This window comes from Streptomyces sp. BJ20, assembly GCF_022869105.1.
GTDB classification, from domain to species: Bacteria; Actinomycetota; Actinomycetes; order Streptomycetales; family Streptomycetaceae; genus Streptomyces; species Streptomyces griseoincarnatus.
This window is the reverse complement of the sequence record NZ_CP094918.1, coordinates 813,512-831,003: the sequence shown is the minus strand read 5'-3', so window position 1 is coordinate 831,003 and position 17,492 is coordinate 813,512. Positions and strand designations below refer to the sequence as shown.

Below are 17,492 nucleotides of genomic sequence, written 5' to 3'. Positions count from 1 at the left end.
GGGCCGGCCGCCCGGGTCAACGCGCGGAGACCGAGCCCCGGTCGGCGTGTCCGGCCTGCGGTGGCACCACGACGGTCCCGAAGGGGAAGTCGCGCAGCTTCCGCCACACCGCGTCGGCGCCCTGCTCGTAGAGGGCGAAGCCGGTGCAGGGCCACTCGGCCTCGTAGCCCGCCAGGTCCTCGTAGGCGCGGTCCATGGCCGCCTCGTCGATGCCGTGCGCCACGGTGACGTGCGGGTGGTACGGGAACTGCAGCTCGCGGGCGACCGGACCGGCGGGGTCGCGGACCTGCTGCTGCAGCCGCGTGCAGGCCTCGGCGCCCTCGACGACCCTGACGTACACCACCGGCGACACCGGCCGGAAGGTGCCCGTGCCCGACAGCCTCATCGGGAACGGCCTGCCCGCCGCCGCGACCTCCGCGAGGTGCGCCTCGACGGCCGGGACGGCCGTGTCGGCGACCTCCGTCGGCGGCAGCAGGGTGACGTGCGTGGGGATGCCGTAGGCGGCGGCGTCGCCGAAGCCCGCGCGCAGCTGCTGAAGCCGGCTGCCGTGAGGCTCCGGGACCGCGATCGACACACCGATCGTTACGGTCCCCACGTCGTCTCCTGTCGTTGTGGTGGTGAAGCGCGGTGGTGGAACGGATGCGCGTCCGGGTGGCCGCCGAAGCGGCCACCCGTTCTCGACTGTACGGCCACGACCCGGATGCGGGCAGGCGCAGTCGGAGTGATGTACAGCGCTGTGCGGTGGTACGGACGGGGCCCGTGGGCCCGTTCACCGCGCCGGCGCCGTGACCGGCGCGGTGCTCTCAGTGCTTGGCGGACAGGAAACCGACCCGCTCGTACGCCTGGGCGAGGGTCTCCGCGGCGACGGCGCGGGCCTTCTCGGCGCCCTTGGCGAGGATCGAGTCGAGCGTCTCCGGGTCGTCCAGGTACTGCTGGGTGCGCTCCCGGAACGGGGTCACGAAGTCGACCATGACCTCGGCCAGGTCCGTCTTGAGCGCGCCGTAGCCCTTGCCCGCGTACTTCTCCTCCAGGTCCGCGATCTCGGTGCCGGTGAGAACGGAGTAGATCGTGAGCAGGTTGCTGACGCCGGGCTTCTCCGCCACGTCGTAGCGGATCACCGTGTCGGTGTCGGTGACGGCGCTCTTGACCTTCTTGGCGGTGGCCTTCGGCTCGTCGAGCAGGTTGATCAGGCCCTTGGGGGTGGACGCCGACTTGCTCATCTTGACCGCCGGGTCCTGGAGGTCGTAGATCTTCGCCGTCTCCTTGAGGATGTACGGCTTCGGGAGCGTGAAGGTGTCGCCGAACCGGCCGTTGAAGCGCGTGGCGAGGTCGCGGGTCAGCTCGATGTGCTGGCGCTGGTCCTCGCCCACCGGCACCTCGTGGGCCTGGTAGAGCAGGATGTCCGCGACCTGGAGGATCGGGTACGTGAACAGGCCGACGGAGGCGCGGTCGGCGCCCTGCTTGGCGGACTTGTCCTTGAACTGGGTCATGCGGGAGGCCTCGCCGAAGCCGGTGAGGCAGTTCATCACCCAGGCGAGCTGGGCGTGCTCCGGCACATGGCTCTGCACGAAGAGCGTGCAGCGGTCCGGGTCGAGGCCGGCGGCCAGCAGCTGGGCCGTGGCGAGCCGGGTGTTGGCCCGCAGCTCCTCGGGGTCCTGCGGAACCGTGATCGCGTGCAGGTCGACGACCATGTAGAAGGCGTCGTGGGTCTCCTGGAGCGCCACCCACTGGCGGACGGCGCCGAGGTAGTTGCCGAGGTGGAAGGAGCCTGCCGTGGGCTGGATTCCGGAGAGCACGCGGGGTCGGTCAGTCGCCATGCACACCATTCTCTCAGGTTCCGGAAGGCGGTCAGGAACGAGTCCGGAACAGGTGGGAACCGAGCCGTTCCGTGCGGTACGACAAGGGAGTGAGGTCGCGGAGCATGTGGTGCGGCACGCCCCGTGGCTGTTGTCGATCATGGCCGATGAGACGAGGAACACACGGTGAGCGCGGCGGCTCGCTCAAGCGCCGGACGGGCTGCACGTAGCCCGTCCGGCGTTTGAGGACGAGGCCCGAAGGGCCGAAAGGGGGTCTGGGGCGCAGCCCCAGGGACGGGAAGGGAAGGGGCGGCGGGGGCGAGGAAACCCGACGGGAACCCCACCGCACCGGCCGGTGCGTCACAGGCGAACCGGGGCGACGGCCCCCGCCGGCAGCTGCTCGGCGTGTGGCCGAGTCACCCGGCCGGAACCCGGCGGGCGGCCTCAGCCGAGGTCGACCTCCGGGTACAGCGGGAAGCCCGCGACCAGATCGGTGGCCCGGCGCGAGATCTCGTCGGCGACCTTCTCGTCGAGGACGTGGGACGCCTTGGACGGCGCACCGGACTTGGTGGTGCCGGGCTCGGCGGTGGTGAGGACGCGGTCGATGAGACCGGCGACCTCGTCCATCTCCGCGGTGCCGAGTCCGCGGGTGGTCAGCGCCGGGGTACCGATCCGGATGCCGGAGGTGTACCAGGCGCCGTTGGGATCGGCCGGGATGGCGTTGCGGTTGGTGACGATGCCGGAGTCGAGCAGCGCCGCCTCGGCCTGGCGGCCGGTGAGGCCGTAGGAGGTGGCGACGTCGATCAGGTTGAGGTGGTTGTCGGTGCCGCCGGTGACGAGGGTGGCGCCGCGGCGCATCAGGCCCTCGGCGAGCGCGCGGGAGTTGTCGACGATCCGCTGCGCGTAGTCCTGGAACGAGGGCCGGCGCGCCTCGGCGAGGGCGACCGCCTTCGCGGCCATGACGTGCGGCAGCGGGCCGCCGAGGACCATCGGGCAGCCGCGGTCGACCTGGTCCTTGAGGGAGTCGTCGCACAGCACCATGCCGCCGCGCGGGCCGCGCAGCGACTTGTGGGTGGTGGTGGTGACGATCTGGGCGTGCGGCACGGGGTCGAAGTCGCCGGTGAGGACCTTGCCCGCGACGAGACCCGCGAAGTGCGCCATGTCGACCATGAGCGTGGCGCCGACCTCGTCGGCGATCTCCCGCATGATCCGGAAGTTCACGAGCCGGGGGTAGGCGGAGTAGCCGGCGACGATGATCAGCGGCTTGAACTCGCGGGCGGTGGCGCGCAGCGCCTCGTAGTCGATCAGGCCGGTGGCCGGGTCGGTGCCGTAGGAGCGCTGGTCGAACATCTTGCCGGAGATGTTGGGCCGGAAGCCGTGGGTGAGGTGGCCGCCGGCGTCCAGGGACATGCCGAGCATGCGCTGGTTGCCGAAGGCCTGGCGCAGTTCGGCCCAGTCGGCGTCGGAGAGGTCGTTGATCTGGCGGACGCCGGTCTTCTCCAGGAAGGGCGCCTCGACGCGGTCGGCGAGGACGGCCCAGAAGGCGACCAGGTTGGCATCGATGCCGGAGTGCGGCTGGACGTAGGCGTGGCGGGCGCCGAACAGCTCGCGGGCGTGCTCGGCGGCGAGCGACTCGACCGTGTCGACGTTGCGGCAGCCGGCGTAGAAGCGGCGGCCGACGGTGCCCTCGGCGTACTTGTCGCTGAACCAGTTGCCCATCGCCAGCAGGGTGGCCGGGGAGGCGTAGTTCTCGGAGGCGATCAGCTTGAGCATCTCGCGCTGGTCGGCGACCTCCTGCCCGATCGCGTCGGCGACGCGCGGCTCGACGGCGCGGATCACGTCGAGGGCGGAGCGGAAGGCGGTGGACTCGGGGGTGAGCGAAGGCTCGGCAGACATGGGGACCTCCGGACGTAGCGTTCAGCGTTCACGGTACGGATGGCCCAGGCGCACGGCACGTTTCTCGCGGGCCGCTCCCCGATGGTTGGTCCCATCCCAGCGCGCCAGTCACGGCCCGCGGGCCAGGTTACCGGGTGGGCCGCACCGGCGCGGCGGGTGTCCGCGATGCGGGAGTGCCCGGCGTCCTGCCGGCGGCGGGGACGACGGTCAGAGGATGACGTGCGGCAGGAAGCGGGCGTACGTGTCGGTGACCAGGCCGGAGGACTCACGGATGCCGAGGCCGGCGGCCTCGTTCTCCACGACCCAGGTGCCGAGGACGACGCGGTTGCCGTCGTACTCGGGCAGCGGGGCGAGCTGCTGGTAGCAGCAGGGTTCGTCGCGGAGGGCCGGCGCGGTGCCGGGCTGGTGCACGGTGACGCCGGCGCCCTCGCGGCCCAGCAGGGGCTTGGCGACCCAGCCCGTGGTCTCCGCGAGTTCGCGGGGGCCGTCGAGGTGGGCGGGGAGGAGGTTGGGGTGGCCGGGGTTGAGTTCCCAGAGGATCGCCAGCAGGGCCTTGTTGCTGAGCAGCATCTTCCAGGCGGGTTCGATCCACAGGGTGGAGCCGGTGCCGCCGCCGTTGTCCAGGGTGTCGAGCACGTGGCCGGCGAAGCGGTCGGTGGTGAGCCACTCCCACGGGTACAGCTTGAAGATGCTGCGGATGAACCGCAGACGGTTGTCGACGAAGCGGCCGGAGAGGCGGTCCCAGCCGATCTCCTCCATGGACAGCCAGTCGGTCTCCAGGCCGGCCTGTTCGGCGGTCTCCTTGAGGTAGGCGACCGTCATCAGGTCCTCGCCGCACTCGTCGCCCGCGGTGTGGGCGAAGTACAGCGGGCTGCCGGGCGGGAGCAGCGCGGACTGCTTCCTCCAGGCGTCGACGAGCCGCTCGTGCAGGGAGTTCCACTGGTCGGCGCCGGGGAAGCGCTCCTCCATCCAGAACCACTGCGGGGAGGCCGCCTCCACCAGGGAGGTCGGGGTGTCCGCGTTGTACTCGAGGAGCTTCGCGGGGCCGGTGCCGTCGTAGCGGAGGTCGAAGCGGCCGTACAGGGACGGCAGTTCGTCCCTGCGGCGCCAGGACTCGGTCACGGCGTCCACGACCCGGGGGTCGGTGATGCCGAGGTCGGCGAAGCGGCCCTCGGCGACGATGTGCCCGGCAGCGGCCAGGCTCATCGCGTGCAGTTCCTCGACGGTCTCCTCGAGCGCCTCGACCTCGTCCAGGCCGAAGACGTAGTAGGCGCTCTCGTCCCAGTAGGGGCGCAGGGAGTCGTCGGGGTAGCGGGTCAACGGGTAGACGAGCCCCTGCTCCTCGACGGTCCGCTGCCAGCCGGGGCGGGGCTCGGTGGTGCGCCGTTCCACGGCGGCTCAGCCCCCGCCGCTGCCGGAGCAGCCGAAGCCGCCCCGGTCGACGGCCTCGCTGCGGCTGAAGGTGCCGTGCTCGGCGTAGCCGTTGCGGACGTCGGAGTCGTAGTACCAGTCGGCGTCGGTGGAGCGGGACCTGCTCTTGCCGAGGGAGCCGGAGGAGCCGCCGGAGCAGTTCTTGTCGGAGACGACCTCGTACCCGTCGCCGAGCGTGTAGCTGTTGCGGTCCACGCACCGCCGGTCCGGATCGGACCCGCAGGCCGACAGTGCCGCCGCGAGCACACCCATGCCGCCCAGCACCACCGTGCTGGACCGCAGCCGTCGCCGTGTCTGCGCCATGCCCTTCGCTCCCCCTCGTGTCGCGCCGGACCGTTCCCGTGTCGCCCGGCTCGCGGCGGACAGCCTAGAGACCGTCCGGCCGGGACGCACGGGAGCCCCCGGGCCCGCCCCCGTCACGACTGACGTTTTGTCACCGTGCGACGGGATATGGCCGTGGGCGCTCACGGAAGATCCACAGGTGCCCGGCCGCGGAAGGCGGCTCGGGCGCGGTCACGGCAGGGAGCGGAGCAGCGCGTCCAGGGTGCCGGTCCAGGCGTGGTCGGGCGGGGTGGCGTAGCCGACCACCAGGGCGTCGCCGACGGGGTCGGTGACGCCGGGGTGGCGGAAGGAGTCCAGGCCCTTCACGGCGAGGCCCTGCCAGGTGGCCGACCGCTGGACCGACCGCTCGGTGCCGGGCGGCAGTTCGAGCACGGCGTGCAGTCCGGCCGCGATGCCGGTGACGCGGACGTGGGGCGCCCCGGCGGCGAGGGCCTTCACGAGGGCGTCGCGGCGGCGCCGGTAGCGCAGACGGGCGGCGCGGACCTGGCGGTCGTAGGCGCCGGAGGTCAGGAACTCGGCGAGGGCGAGCTGTTCCACGACGCTCACCGTGCGGCCGCCGCCGTGGTCGACGACGTCCGGCAGCAGCCACGGCGGCACCACCGTCCAGCCCAGCCGCAGGCCGGGGGCGAGGGACTTGCTGACGGTGCCGAGGTGCACCACCCGGCCGGGGTCGAGGTCCTGGAGGGCGCCGACGGGCTGGCGGTCGTAGCGGAACTCGCCGTCGTAGTCGTCCTCCAGGATCAGGCCGCCGGTGCGGCGCGCCCACTCGACCACGGCGGCCCGGCGCTCCGGGAGGAGGGCCCCGCCGAGCGGGAACTGGTGGGCCGGGCTGAGCAGCACCGCGTCGGCGTCGCCCGGGTCCTGGGCGCGGGTGCCGAGGGCGTCCCTGGCGAGCGGCGCGGTCTCCAGGCCGGCGCGGTGGACGAGGTCCCAGTGGACGTCGAGGCCGTACGGCTCGACGGCGAGGGTGCGGGCGCCGCGGGCACGCAGCACCTCGGACAGCAGCTGGAGGCCGTGGGCGAAGCCGGAGCAGACGACGACGTGCCCGGGGTCGGCACGCACACCGCGGACCCGGGAGAGGTAGTCGGCGAGGGCCTCGCGGAGTTCCGGCCGGCCGCGCGGGTCGCCGTAGCCGAGGGCGTCGTGGGGCGCGGCGGCGAGCGCGCGGCGGGTGGCCCTGAGCCACTCGGCGCGGGGGAAGGAGGCGAGGTCGGGGGTGCCGGGCATCAGGCTGTACGGGAGCCGGCCCGGGGTGCGGCGGGGCGTGGGGGCGGCCGGGCGCTCGGGGACGGCGCGCGGGGCGACGCGGGTGCCGGAGCCCTGGCGCGCGGTGAGCCAGCCCTCGGCGATCAGGTCGGCGTAGGCGTCGGCGACGGTGTTGCGGGCGATGCCCAGGTCGGCGGCGAGGGAGCGGGAGGAGGGCAGCCGGATGCCGGGGGCCAGCCGGCCGCCGCGGACGGCCTCCCGCAGGGCGTCCGTGAGGCCGCGCCGCAGCCCGGGACCGCTCGGGTCCAGATGCAGGTCGATGCCGAAAGTGGCCCAGCGTTCCGCCATGGAACTGGACCATACCCCTGGGCTGCCCGGCTCCTAGGCTCGACGGCATGACGAACACCGACACGACCGGGACGCTCTCCTACGCGGCGGAGGAGCCCGCCCGCATGGAGTGGGCGAAGCACGCCCCCGAGGTCTACAAGGCGATGGTCCGGCTGGACGCCGCGGCCCGGCAGGGTCTCGACCCGAAACTGGCCGAGCTGGTCAAGATCCGCGCCTCCCAGCTCAACCACTGCGCGTTCTGCCTGGACATGCACAGCAAGGACGCCCTCGCGGCGGGCGAGAGCGTCGAGCGGATCGTCCAGCTGTCCGCGTGGGAGGAGTCGCGGCACTTCTACACGGAGAAGGAGATCGCCGCGATCGAGCTGACCGAGGCGGTCACCGTCCTCACCGAGGGCTTCGTGCCGGACGAGGTGTACGAGCGGGCCGCGAAGCAGTTCGACGAGGCGGAGCTGTCCCAGCTGATCGCCGCCATCGCGGTGATCAACGCCTGGAACCGGTTCGGCGTGACCTGCCGGATGACGCCCGGCCACTACCAGCCGGGACAGCACCACTAGCCGCGTCTCAGGGCAGCCACTTCTCCCAGACGGAGCGGTGGCTGTCCACCCACTTCTCCGCCGCCTCGCGCGGCGACAGCTTCTGCTCGGCGATCATCAGGGAGACCTCGTTCTGGTCCTCGGTCGTCCACTCGAAGTTCCTCAGCAGCTCCGCCGCCTTGCCGCCGCTGCGCGCGAAGTCCGCGTTGAGGTACTTCTGCAGCGGGGTGTGCGGGTAGGCGCAGGCGACCTTCTCCGGGTCCGCGTCGCAGCCCTCCTCGTACGGGGGCAGTTCCACCTCCGTCATCGGCACCTGCTCGGACAGCCACTGGGGCGTGTACCAGTAGGTGAGGAACGGCTTCTTCTCCTTGGCGAACTGCTGGATCTGCGTGATCTGCGCGGCCTCGGAGCCGGCGAACACCACCCGGTAGTCCAGCTTCAGGTTCTTCACCAGCGCCTTGTCGTTGGTGACGTAGGAGGGGGAGCCGTCGAGGAGCTGGCCCTTGCCGCCGCTCTCCGCGGTGCGGAACCTGTCGGCGTACTTGTTCAGGTTCTTCCAGTCGGTGACGTCCGGGTTCTGCTTCGCGAAGTACGTCGGCACGAACCAGCCGATGTGCCCGGTGACGCCCAGGTCGCCGCCGTTCACGATCGTCTTCTTCTCCTCGACGTACCGCTGCTCCTGGTCGGGGTGGCCCCAGTCCTCCAGGATCGCGTCCACGCGGCCCTGGCTGAGGGCGTCCCAGGCGGGCACCTCGTCGACCTGCACGGTGTCGACGCGGTAGCCCAGCTCGTGCTCCAGCAGGTACTGGGCGACGGCCACGTTGGCCTGGGCGCCGACCCAGGACTGCACCGACAGGGTGACCGTCTTCGCCCCCCGCGCGTTGGCGAACGGCGAGGCCTGCTTGGTCATGTCGGCGGCCCCGCAGCCGGTCAGCAGCAGGAGCGCGCAGCCCGCCGCCACGGCGGGCATCGTACGGATCCGCATGTCACGCTCCCTTCGTCGCGCGGCGTCCGGTGGGCTGGGTGACCCGGTCGAGCATCAGCCCCAGGCAGACGATCGCGGCGCCGGCCACCAGACCGGTCGCCAGGTCGCCCTGCGCGAGACCGAAGACGACGTCGTAGCCGAGGGCGCCGCCGCCGACCAGGCCGCCGATGATCACCACGGCGAGGACCAGGACGACGCCCTGGTTGACGGCGAGCAGCAGCGCCGGGCGGGCCAGCGGGAGCTGCACCTGCCGCAGCTGCTGGGCGCCGGTTGCGCCGAGCGAGCGCGCCGACTCCAGGGCGGCCGGATCGACCTGCCGCAGCCCCTGCGCGGTGATGCGGACGACGGCGGGCAGCGCGTAGACGACCGCGGCGGCGACCGCAGGGGCGCGGCCCACGCCGAACAGGGCGACCACCGGGATCAGGTACACGAACTGCGGCATCGTCTGGAACACGTCCAGCACCGGGCGCAGCAGCCGCTCGACGCGGTCGCTGCGCGCGGCGGCGATGCCCGCGGCGAACCCGATGACGAGGGTCACGGCGACGGCGGCGAGGACCTGCGACAGCGTGTCCAGTGACGGCCCCCACACACCGAGCACACCGATGGCGGCCATCGCGAGCACGGCGGTGAGCGCGGTGCGCCAGGTGCCGATCAGCCAGGCCAGGGCGGCGACGATCAGCAGCACGGCCCACCAGGGCAGCCACTGGAGTCCGTCGCGGAGCGGGTCGAGCACCCAGGTGGTGAAGCGGCCCGCCCAGTCGGCGGTGCCGCCGACCACGGGCACGCCCGAGTAGAGGTGCGCGGTCATCCAGTCGACGGCCCGGTTGACCGGCTCCGTGATGCCGACGACCCAGCTCTCCGGCCACTCCAGCCGGCCCGCGAGACGTCCGGCGACCGCGACGACGGCCGCGGCGGCCAGGGCGCACGCCCCGAGCAGACGGGCGTCGGGGGCGGGCGCGTCGCCGAGCCGGGCGCCGGCCGCGCCGGTCACCCGGTCCAGGACGACCGCCAGCAGCACGATCGGGACGCCCGCGGCGAGCGCGGCGCCCACGTCGACCGAGGCGAGCGCCTGGTAGACGCGGTCGCCGAGGCCGCCCGCGCCGATCACCGACGCGATGACGGCCATGGACAGGGCCATCATGATCGTCTGGTTGAGCCCGAGCAGCAGCTCCTTGCGGGCCAGCGGGACGCGGGCGGTCAGCAGGCGCTGGCGCGCGGTCGTCCCGAGCGACTCGACCGCCTCCAGCACCTCCTTGTCCGCGCCACGCAGCCCGAGCGCGGTGAGCCGGGCCATCGGCGGGGCGGCGTAGACGACCGTGGCGAGCACGGCCGCGGGGACGCCGATGCCGAAGACCAGCACGACCGGCAGCAGGTAGGCGAAGGCCGGCAGGACCTGCATGGTGTCGAGGACGGGGCGCAGCGCCCGGTGCATACGGTCGGACAGCCCGGCCGCGAGCCCGAGCAGAGCGCCCGCCGCGACGGACGCGGTGACCGCGACCACCATGAGCGCGAGCGTCTGCATGGTGGGCACCCACATGCCCAGCAGCCCGCAGGCGAGGAACGCGGCGGCGGTCCCCAGCGCGAGCCGGATCCCCGCGACGCGCCAGGCGGTCAGCGCGGCCACGGCCGTCACTCCCGCCCAGCCGACAGCGAGGAGGGCGAGATAGACGGCGCGTACGGCGATGACGACGGCGTTGCTGACGTGGCCGAGGAAGTAGAGGAACAGGGGGTGGGAGTCTCGGTTGTCGACGATCCAGTCACTGACGGTGCCGAGCGGCCCGGACACGTCGACGGTCAACGCCCCGGGCCACGCCCCGCTCCCCCACCGACTCGCCGCGAACGGCACGACGACGACGGCGAGGACGAGCAGGACGCCGAGCTTGCGGACGAGGGGGTTGCCGAGGACGCCGGATGTCGCGGTCTCCCGCGCGGTGGCGGCGAGGGTCGCCATCAGACGGACTCCTTGCCGGCGGGCGGGGCGGGGACGCCGGAGCTGCCGCCCGCGGCCTCATCGGCGGACGCGTCCGCGCCCGGGCCGGCGGGAGCGTCCCCGCCTGCGGCCGGCCTCCCGGCGGACACGTCCGCGCCCCGGACGGCGGAGCCGTCGGCACCTCCCGGTCCGGCCGACCCTGCGTCGTCGGGACCGCCCGCGTCCGACACGGCGGAACTGCCGCCCACGGCCTCAACCGCGGACACGTCCGCGCCCCGGCCCGCGGGAGCCTCCCCGCCTGCCGCCGGCCTCCCGGCGGACACGTCCGCGCCCCGGACGGCGGAGCCGTCGGCACCTCCCGGCCCGGCCGACCCTGCGTCGGCGGGACCGCCCGCGTCCGACACGGCGGAATTGCCGCCCACGTCCTCAACCGCGGACGCGTCCGCGCCCCGGCCCGCGGGAGCCTCCCCGCCTGCGGCCGGCCTCCCGGCGGACACGTCCGCGCCCCGGACGGCGGAGCCGTCGGCGCCCCCGGCAACAGCAGTCGGCCCGGCCGGCACTTCGTCGGCGGGACCGCCCGCGTCCGACACGGCGGAATTGCCGCCCACGTCCTCAACCGCGGACGCGGCCGCGCTCAGGGCGGCGGGCGTGTCCGCGGGCGCGGTGGCGGGGTGGCCTGCCACCACGTTCAGCAGCGTCTCCGCGTCCACGACGCCCACGCATGCGCCCGCGTCCAGGACGCGGGCGGGGGCGCCCTCGCGGGAGACCGTGGTGATCGCCTGCGACACCGTGGTGTCGGGGGTGACCGTCGGGCCCGTGGCCGTCCGTTCCGCCGGTGAGGCGGGGCGCATGGCCGTCCGGACGGTGAGGACCTGCTCGCGCGGCACGTCCTGGACGAACGCGCGCACGTAGTCGTCGGCGGGCGCGCCCACGATCTCCTCGGGTGTGCCGAGCTGCACCACACGGCCGTCCCGCATCAGCGCGATGCGGTCGCCCAGCTTCAGCGCCTCCTGGAGGTCGTGCGTGATGAAGACCATCGTGCGGCCCTCCTCACGGTGCAGCCGCACCACCTCGTCCTGCATGTCCCGCCGGATCAGCGGGTCGAGCGCGCTGAACGGCTCGTCGAACAGCAGTACTTCGGGGTCGACGGCGAGCGCGCGGGCCAGCCCGACCCGCTGTCGCTGGCCGCCGGAGAGCTGGGCGGGCCTGCGCTGTTCCATGCCCGCGAGACCGACCTTGGCGACGACCTCGGCAGCCCTCTCGCGCCGCGCGGCGCGGCCCATGCCCTGGATCTCCAGGCCGTAGGCGACGTTGTCGAGGACGGTGCGGTGCGGCAGCAGACCGAAGTGCTGGAAGACCATGGCGGCGCGATGGCGCCGCAGTTCCCGCAGCCGCGTCCCGTCCATCGCGCGGACGTCCTCGCCGTCGATGGCGATACGGCCCGCGGTCGGCTCGATCAGCCGGGTCAGGCAGCGCACCAGCGTGGACTTGCCGGAGCCGGACAGGCCCATGACGACGAAGACCTCGCCCTTGCGGACGTCGAAGGAGACGTCCCGCACGGCGGCCGTGCAGCCGGTGCGGGCGCGCAGTTCGGCGGCGTCGAGCGCGGCCAGCGCGGGGTCGGCGGGCACCCTGTCGGCGCGGGGCCCGAAGACCTTCCACAGTCCCTCGACGGAGAAGACGGGCGGGGCCCCGGCGTCGGACGCGGGGGCGGAGCCGGCGGCGGGGACGGCCGCTGTCGCCGCGCTCATCGGGCATCACCGCCGAGGAGATCGACGGCCCGCTCGCCGACCATCAGTACGCCGATCATCGGGTTGACGGCGGTCATGGTCGGGAAGACGGAGGCGTCGGCGACGCGGATGCCCTGAAGGCCCCGGATCCGCAGCTCGGGGTCGACGACCGCGGTCTCGTCGTCGGCGGCGCCCATCTTGCAGGTGCCGGCCGGGTGGTAGACGGTGTGCGCGACCTTGCGGGCGTACTCGCTCAGCTCCTCGTCACCGGTGACGTCGGGCCCGGGCGCCACCTCGCGCTTGAGCCAGTGTGCGAGCGGCTCCGTCTTCGCGATCTCGCGGGCGATGCGGATGCCGTCGACGAGCGTGCGGCCGTCGTAGTCGTCCTCGTCGGTGAAGTACCGGAAGTCCAGCGCCGGCTTCACCTCGGGGTCGGCGCTGGTCAGGTACAGCCGGCCGCGGCTCTTCGGCTTCGGGATGTTCGGCGTCATGGAGACCCCGAACTCCGGCCGCTCGTAGCCCAGTCGCTCCGGGTTGTCCGTGAACGGGATCTGGTAGAAGTGGAACATCAGGTCGGGGCCCGCGTGTTCGGGGTCGCGGCGCACGAACAGACCGGCGTCGGAGTCCATCGCCGAGTTCTCGGGGATGGGCCCGTCGGTCTCCCACACGATCACCGACTCCGGGTGGTCGAGCAGGTTCTCGCCGACGCCCGGCAGGTGGTGCGCCACGGGGATGCCGAGCGCCTCCAGGTCCTCGCGCGGTCCGATGCCGGAGTGCAGCAGCAGCCGCGGCGAGTCGACGGCGCCGGCGCACAGCACCACCTCGTTGCGGGCGCGGATCAGCACCTCCTCGCCGTCCTTGGTGCGCACACGGACGCCCTCCGCGCGGGTGCCGTTCAGCTCCAGCCTGTACGCCCAGGTCTCCAGCCAGAGCGTCAGGTTGGTCCGCTCGTCCATCACCGGGTGCAGGTACGCCACCGACGCGGACGACCGCTTGTTGTTCTCGGGGTGGTAGGCGAGGTCGAAGAAGCCGGCGCCCTCGGCGAAGGGCTTCTTGTTGAAGCCCTCGATGCGGGGCACCTCGAGCGCGGTCCGCGCGGCGTCGACGAAGTCGCGGGCGATGGCGTTCCGGTCCTTCTCGTCGACCGGGACGATGTTGTTCTTCAGCCGGGCGTAGTACGCCTCCATCTGCACGGCGCCCCAGCCCTTGGCGCCGGCCTGCTCCCACTCGTCCCAGTCGGACGGCAGCGGCTTGAACGCGATGAGCGTGTTGTGCGAGGAGCAGCCGCCGAGGACGCGGGCGCGGCTGTGCCGGATGTGGGAGTTGCCGCGTGGCTGCTCGGTGGTGGGGTAGTCGTAGTCCAGCTCGCCGCCGAGCAGGCCCATCCAGCGGCGCAACGTCAGCACGTCGTCACGGCCGACGTCGCTGGGGCCGCCCTCGATGACGGCGACGGTGACGTCCGGGTTCTCGGTGAGCCGGGAGGCGATGACGGAACCTGCGGTCCCGCCGCCTATGACGACGTAGTCGTAGACAGGTGTGTTCATGGAGACTCCAGGACATGAGGCGCCCCGAAGGGGCGCGGGGAACTGCGCGATCGGCCCCCGCGGCGCCGCACCCGCCCACGAAGCGACGCGGCACCGCCGGGACGCGGCGGCCTCAGCCGCGGAACCACCGAACCGGTGCCGGCGCCAGGTTCTGGTAGACGTGCTTGGTCTCGCGGTACTCCGCGAGCCCCGCCGGTCCGAGTTCGCGCCCGGTGCCGCTCTTGCCGAAGCCGCCCCACTCGGCCTGCGGGAGGTAGGGGTGGAAGTCGTTGATCCACACGGTGCCGTGGCGCAGCCGTCCGGCCACCCGGCGGGCGCGGCCCGGATCGGCCGTCCACACACCGCCGGCCAGGCCGTACTCGGTGTCGTTGGCGAGGGCGACGGCCTCGTCCTCGGTGCGGAACGTCTCGACGGTGAGGACCGGTCCGAAGACCTCCTCGCGCACGACGCGCATCTCGCGGTGGCAGCGGTCGAGGACGGTCGGCTCGTAGAAGTAGCCGGACGCGGGGCGTTCGGGCGCCGACTCGGGCCGCTTGCCGCCGCAGCGCAGCACCGCGCCCTCCTTGAGGGCGGAGTCGACGTACGACTCGACCTTCTCGCGCTGCTGCGCGGAGACGAGCGGGCCGCATTCGACGCCGTCCTCGGTGCCCCGGCCGAGCCGGATCTTCTCGGCGCGGCGGGCGAGTTCGGCGACGAAACGATCCCGCACGGACTCCTCGACGATGAGGCGCGCACCGGCCGAGCAGACCTGGCCGCTGTGGATGAAGGCCGCGTTGAGGGCCTGGTCGACGGCGGTGTCGAAGCCCTCCTCGGTGGCGCAGGCGTCGGCGAACACGACGTTGGGGTTCTTGCCGCCGAGTTCGAGGGCGACCTTCTTCACGGTCGGCGCGGCCGCCTGGGCGACCTTGGTGCCGCTGACCAGACCGCCGGTGAAGGAGACCAGGTCCACGTCGGGGTGCTCGGCCATCCGTGCGCCGACGGTGTGACCGGGGCCGGTGACGATGTTGGCGACGCCGGCGGGCAGACCCGCCTCGGTGAGCAGGCCGATCAGGGCGACGGTCGTCATCGGGGTGATCTCGCTGGGTTTGACCACGAAGGTGTTGCCCGCGGCGAGCGCCGGGGCGATCTTCCAACTGGCCTGCAGAAGAGGGTAGTTCCAGGGGGTGATAAGGGCGCAGACGCCGACCGGCTCGTGCACGACCACACTGTGGATGTCGGGCGAGCCCGCGTCCACGACCCGGCCGGGCGCCTCGGCGGCGACCAGGTCGGCGAAGTAACGGAAGGCGTCGGCCACGCAGTCGATGTCGACGCGGCCCTCCTCGACGGTCTTGCCCGCGTCCTGGGCCTCCAGCAGGCCCAGTTCCTCGCGGTCCCGGACCAGGAGGTCGGCGACACGGCGCAGCAGCGCGGCCCGCTCGGTGACGGGGGTGCGCGGCCAGGGCCCCTCGTCGAAGGCGCGGCGCGCCGCCGCCACGGCGAGGTCGGTGTCCTTCTCGTCGCCCTCCGCGACGACGGCGAACGCCCGGGCGTCCGCCGGGTCGAGGATCTCCCGGGTGGCCCCGGAGACGGCGGCCCGCCACTCGCCCCCCGCGTAGATGGTGTCGCGCGCCCGCAATGCTGTGCTGTCCGCCATGATCGGTGCTGCCTTCCGTTCTTTTCCGCGCCCGTGAGTCACATGCCTGTTACCCGCGAGACCGGGTGCGCCTGCCCTGCCGGGCGCCATACATGCGAAATCCCCGCGCGAAGTGCGCTTCGTCACGCGGCCCTCTGAGGGGGCCCGCGCCCCCGACCCCGGCCGACCCGGACGACCGGGTCGGGACGCGATCCCGCCAACTGCGGCCAAAACCACGGCGAGGGCGGCACCCGGTCCGCCACCCGCGGGCACTCGCAGGAACGCAGCGGCATTCTGTCCGCCCCCCGCAGGCAATCGCCCGGACGCAGCGGCACCCTGCCCCGCCACCCGCAGGCAATCGCAGAGACGCAGCGGCACCCTGCCCCGCCACCCGCAGGCAATCGCCCGGACGAAACGGCACCCTGCCCCGCCACCCGCAGGCACTCGCCGGGGCCGGGGCGGCATGCGATCACGCCAAGCGCCGGCAGCCACGTGGCCGGGGGGCATCCATTCCGCCCCCCGCGGGCGATTCCCCCCCAGTGACTTGAGGGCGTGGGGGCGTCCCCGTAGCAACAGTGGTGGGCACGTCGGCGCCCCCTTCCGCCACCCGCGGGCATGCGTGCCTCCCCCAGGGCATGCGTGCCTCCCCCAGTGCCTTGAGGGCCTGGGAGGCACTCCCGGGGCGATGGGGGTACCTCCCGCTCGAGCGCAGTCAAGAGTGGGCGAGGGCGGGCGCGGCGGCACCACGTCGGCGCCGAGCTGCGCGAACACCCCCCCGCCCTCACCGACGCCGGTGCCTGTCGCGGCCGACAGAACGTCAGTTCACGGCGAGCCACACACCGCGGACGGCGGACAGAAGCGCTTCACCGCCGTCAGCGCGAGCTCCAGCTCCGGATCGATCCCGTCCGTAGGGGCCGCGTACGCCGCGATCGCGTACACCTTCCCGTCGTGCGGCGACCGGAAGCGCACGTCCTGCACGTGCCAACTCCCCACGTCGGGCTCGCCCCGCAGCGAGTCGGCAAGGTACGCGAGACGCATCCCGTCCACGCCCTCCTCGTCGAGCCGCACCATCTCGACCCGCTGGAAGCCGTCCGGCTTCGGCGTGTCCTCCGACAGGTACAGCTCGAAGGACTCCTCCGGCGTGGACTCGGCGATCTCGTACACCTGAAGCCGCCGGAACCCGTCCGGACTCCGGTAGTTCACGACGTCGAAGCCGTGCTGCGAAGGCACCGTCTCCCGCTCCCACCCCGTGGGCCGGGCGATGGTGAACCCCTCGGCATCCTGGTGCAGCTCGAACCCCTCGGGCAGCGGCGACGCCTCGCCCCCGGGCGACTCCGACGACTCGGACGACTCGGACGGCTCGAAGGACTCCGTGGGCACCGCATCCGACTCCCCCACCGGCGACGGCGACACCTGCGCGGTGCTCGTATCCGTACCCCCCGCCCGGTCGTCCGCGCCGCCGCCCTCCCCGTCGTCCCCCACGACCAGGCTCAGCACGAGCGCCACCGCGACCCCCACCGCCGCGGCCCCGCCCAGCACACCCCACACCATCCGCCGACGCCCGGCGTCGGGCACTCCCGGCTTCGGCGGCTCCGGGACGGACCACCCCCCGCCGACCGGGGCGTCGGGATCGGTCACCCCGCCCGGGGCGGCCGGGGGCACGACCGGCTGGAAGGACGGCGGAGGAGGCGGCGGCGGAGTCACCGGGGCGGCCTCGCCGCCGCCCTCCCAGCGCTGGGTGTCCTCGTTCCAGTACCGCTGTCCGCCGTTCATGGCGCCCCTCTCACATCCCCAGCAGCGCGGCGACGGCCCCGGCCGACGAGAACAGGGTCAGGACGCTCTGGGCGTCCGTGAGTGCCTCGCGCAGCCGCTGTATGCGGCCCTCGCCCGCGGCCCCGGTGCGGGTGATCTCCTCCTCGGTGTCGGCGAGGGTGGAGTCCAGCCGCGCGACCTGCTCGTTCTCCCTAAGCCGGGCGAGGTCCTCGCGCAGTTCCCGCACGGCGGCCAGCAACTGCTCGGCGGTCTCGTCGCGCGCCGGGGCCGTGGTGTTGTGCGTCTCGGCGCGGGCGTTGGCGCCGAACGCGAAGGAGGAGTTGTCGGCGCGGCCGATGCTGACGTTCGGGTCGTCGGTTGCCATCG

13 protein-coding genes, 1 pseudogene and 1 riboswitch are annotated in these 17,492 nt (G+C 73.3%); of the genes and pseudogenes, 1 reads left to right on the top strand and 13 read right to left on the bottom strand.

Translation table 11 applies throughout. From position 1 onward, the window contains the following. Positions 1 to 16: 16 nt before the first annotated feature. The 6 genes from MTR79_RS03945 to MTR79_RS03920 form a co-directional block, all read right to left on the bottom strand. Positions 17 to 595 (bottom strand): 2'-5' RNA ligase family protein, encoded by a 579-nt coding sequence (locus MTR79_RS03945; protein ID WP_086700035.1) that lies wholly within the window; start codon positions 593 to 595, stop codon positions 17 to 19. Positions 596 to 803: 208 nt separating this feature from the next. Next, positions 804 to 1,817, bottom strand: coding sequence for a tryptophan--tRNA ligase (trpS, locus tag MTR79_RS03940; RefSeq protein WP_048458016.1), 1,014 nt, complete (start codon positions 1,815 to 1,817; stop codon positions 804 to 806). A gap of 423 nt (positions 1,818 to 2,240) precedes the next feature. Beyond that, the gene (locus MTR79_RS03935; RefSeq protein ID WP_086700033.1) at positions 2,241 to 3,692 is read right to left on the bottom strand and encodes a glycine hydroxymethyltransferase; all 1,452 of its coding nucleotides are present in this window, start codon (positions 3,690 to 3,692) and stop codon (positions 2,241 to 2,243) included. A 35-nt stretch (positions 3,693 to 3,727) separates the two neighbouring features. Continuing rightward, positions 3,728 to 3,814: riboswitch (ZMP/ZTP riboswitch) on the bottom strand. 85 nt (positions 3,815 to 3,899) lie between these two features. Beyond that, a complete protein-coding gene (locus tag MTR79_RS03930) occupies positions 3,900 to 5,084 on the bottom strand; it encodes a glutathionylspermidine synthase family protein (protein WP_244789192.1) in 1,185 nt (394 codons plus the stop codon). Between the two features lie 6 nt (positions 5,085 to 5,090). Then, positions 5,091 to 5,426 (bottom strand): hypothetical protein, encoded by a 336-nt coding sequence (locus tag MTR79_RS03925; RefSeq protein WP_048457934.1) that lies wholly within the window; start codon positions 5,424 to 5,426, stop codon positions 5,091 to 5,093. Positions 5,427 to 5,636: 210 nt separating this feature from the next. After that, positions 5,637 to 7,019 carry a PLP-dependent aminotransferase family protein gene (locus tag MTR79_RS03920; RefSeq protein ID WP_244789190.1) on the bottom strand — a complete coding sequence of 461 codons (1,383 nt, stop codon included), beginning with the start codon at positions 7,017 to 7,019 and terminating at the stop codon, positions 5,637 to 5,639. 47 nt (positions 7,020 to 7,066) lie between these two features. On the opposite strand from MTR79_RS03920, the gene MTR79_RS03915 reads away from it, so the two are divergent. Next, positions 7,067 to 7,573, top strand: coding sequence for a carboxymuconolactone decarboxylase family protein (locus tag MTR79_RS03915; protein WP_086703056.1), 507 nt, complete (start codon positions 7,067 to 7,069; stop codon positions 7,571 to 7,573). A 7-nt stretch (positions 7,574 to 7,580) separates the two neighbouring features. Here MTR79_RS03915 and MTR79_RS03910 read toward each other — a convergent pair whose 3' ends face one another. From MTR79_RS03910 to MTR79_RS03880, 7 genes and pseudogenes are all read right to left on the bottom strand, one after another. Continuing rightward, positions 7,581 to 8,537, bottom strand: coding sequence for an ABC transporter substrate-binding protein (locus MTR79_RS03910; protein ID WP_244789188.1), 957 nt, complete (start codon positions 8,535 to 8,537; stop codon positions 7,581 to 7,583). Position 8,538: 1 nt separating this feature from the next. Beyond that, complete coding sequence (locus MTR79_RS03905; RefSeq protein WP_244789186.1) at positions 8,539 to 10,488, bottom strand: ABC transporter permease subunit; 1,950 nt, start codon at positions 10,486 to 10,488, stop codon at positions 8,539 to 8,541. 653 nt (positions 10,489 to 11,141) lie between these two features. After that, a pseudogene (locus tag MTR79_RS03900) lies at positions 11,142 to 12,218 on the bottom strand (glycine betaine/L-proline ABC transporter ATP-binding protein); the annotation flags it as partial. Further along, positions 12,215 to 13,741, bottom strand: coding sequence for a GMC oxidoreductase (locus MTR79_RS03895; protein ID WP_244789184.1), 1,527 nt, complete (start codon positions 13,739 to 13,741; stop codon positions 12,215 to 12,217). The gene MTR79_RS03895 and the pseudogene MTR79_RS03900, both read right to left, overlap by 4 nt. A gap of 112 nt (positions 13,742 to 13,853) precedes the next feature. Then, positions 13,854 to 15,374, bottom strand: a complete 1,521-nt coding sequence (locus tag MTR79_RS03890; protein WP_244789182.1) for an aldehyde dehydrogenase family protein — start codon at positions 15,372 to 15,374, stop codon at positions 13,854 to 13,856. Positions 15,375 to 16,175: 801 nt separating this feature from the next. Beyond that, positions 16,176 to 17,126: a hypothetical protein gene (locus tag MTR79_RS03885; RefSeq protein WP_244789180.1), complete on the bottom strand. Its 951-nt coding sequence runs from the start codon at positions 17,124 to 17,126 to the stop codon at positions 16,176 to 16,178. Between the two features lie 10 nt (positions 17,127 to 17,136). Next, a complete protein-coding gene (locus MTR79_RS03880; protein ID WP_086702603.1) occupies positions 17,137 to 17,490 on the bottom strand; it encodes a hypothetical protein in 354 nt (117 codons plus the stop codon). Between the last annotated feature and the right edge of the window lie 2 nt (positions 17,491 to 17,492).

Bases quoted from the DNA above. Each gene is read 5' to 3' on its own strand.
- trpS (WP_048458016.1), bottom strand. From the start codon at position 1,817: ATGGCGACTGACCGACCCCGCGTGCTCTCCGGAATCCAGCCCACGGCA.
- MTR79_RS03935 (WP_086700033.1), bottom strand. From the start codon at position 3,692: ATGTCTGCCGAGCCTTCGCTCACCCCCGAGTCCACCGCCTTCCGCTCC.
- MTR79_RS03925 (WP_048457934.1), bottom strand. From the start codon at position 5,426: ATGGCGCAGACACGGCGACGGCTGCGGTCCAGCACGGTGGTGCTGGGC.
- MTR79_RS03920 (WP_244789190.1), bottom strand. From the start codon at position 7,019: ATGGCGGAACGCTGGGCCACTTTCGGCATCGACCTGCATCTGGACCCG.
- MTR79_RS03915 (WP_086703056.1), top strand. From the start codon at position 7,067: ATGACGAACACCGACACGACCGGGACGCTCTCCTACGCGGCGGAGGAG.
- MTR79_RS03910 (WP_244789188.1), bottom strand. From the start codon at position 8,537: ATGCGGATCCGTACGATGCCCGCCGTGGCGGCGGGCTGCGCGCTCCTG.
- MTR79_RS03905 (WP_244789186.1), bottom strand. From the start codon at position 10,488: ATGGCGACCCTCGCCGCCACCGCGCGGGAGACCGCGACATCCGGCGTC.
- MTR79_RS03895 (WP_244789184.1), bottom strand. From the start codon at position 13,741: ATGAACACACCTGTCTACGACTACGTCGTCATAGGCGGCGGGACCGCA.
- MTR79_RS03890 (WP_244789182.1), bottom strand. From the start codon at position 15,374: ATGGCGGACAGCACAGCATTGCGGGCGCGCGACACCATCTACGCGGGG.
- MTR79_RS03885 (WP_244789180.1), bottom strand. From the start codon at position 17,126: ATGAACGGCGGACAGCGGTACTGGAACGAGGACACCCAGCGCTGGGAG.
- MTR79_RS03880 (WP_086702603.1), bottom strand. From the start codon at position 17,490: ATGGCAACCGACGACCCGAACGTCAGCATCGGCCGCGCCGACAACTCC.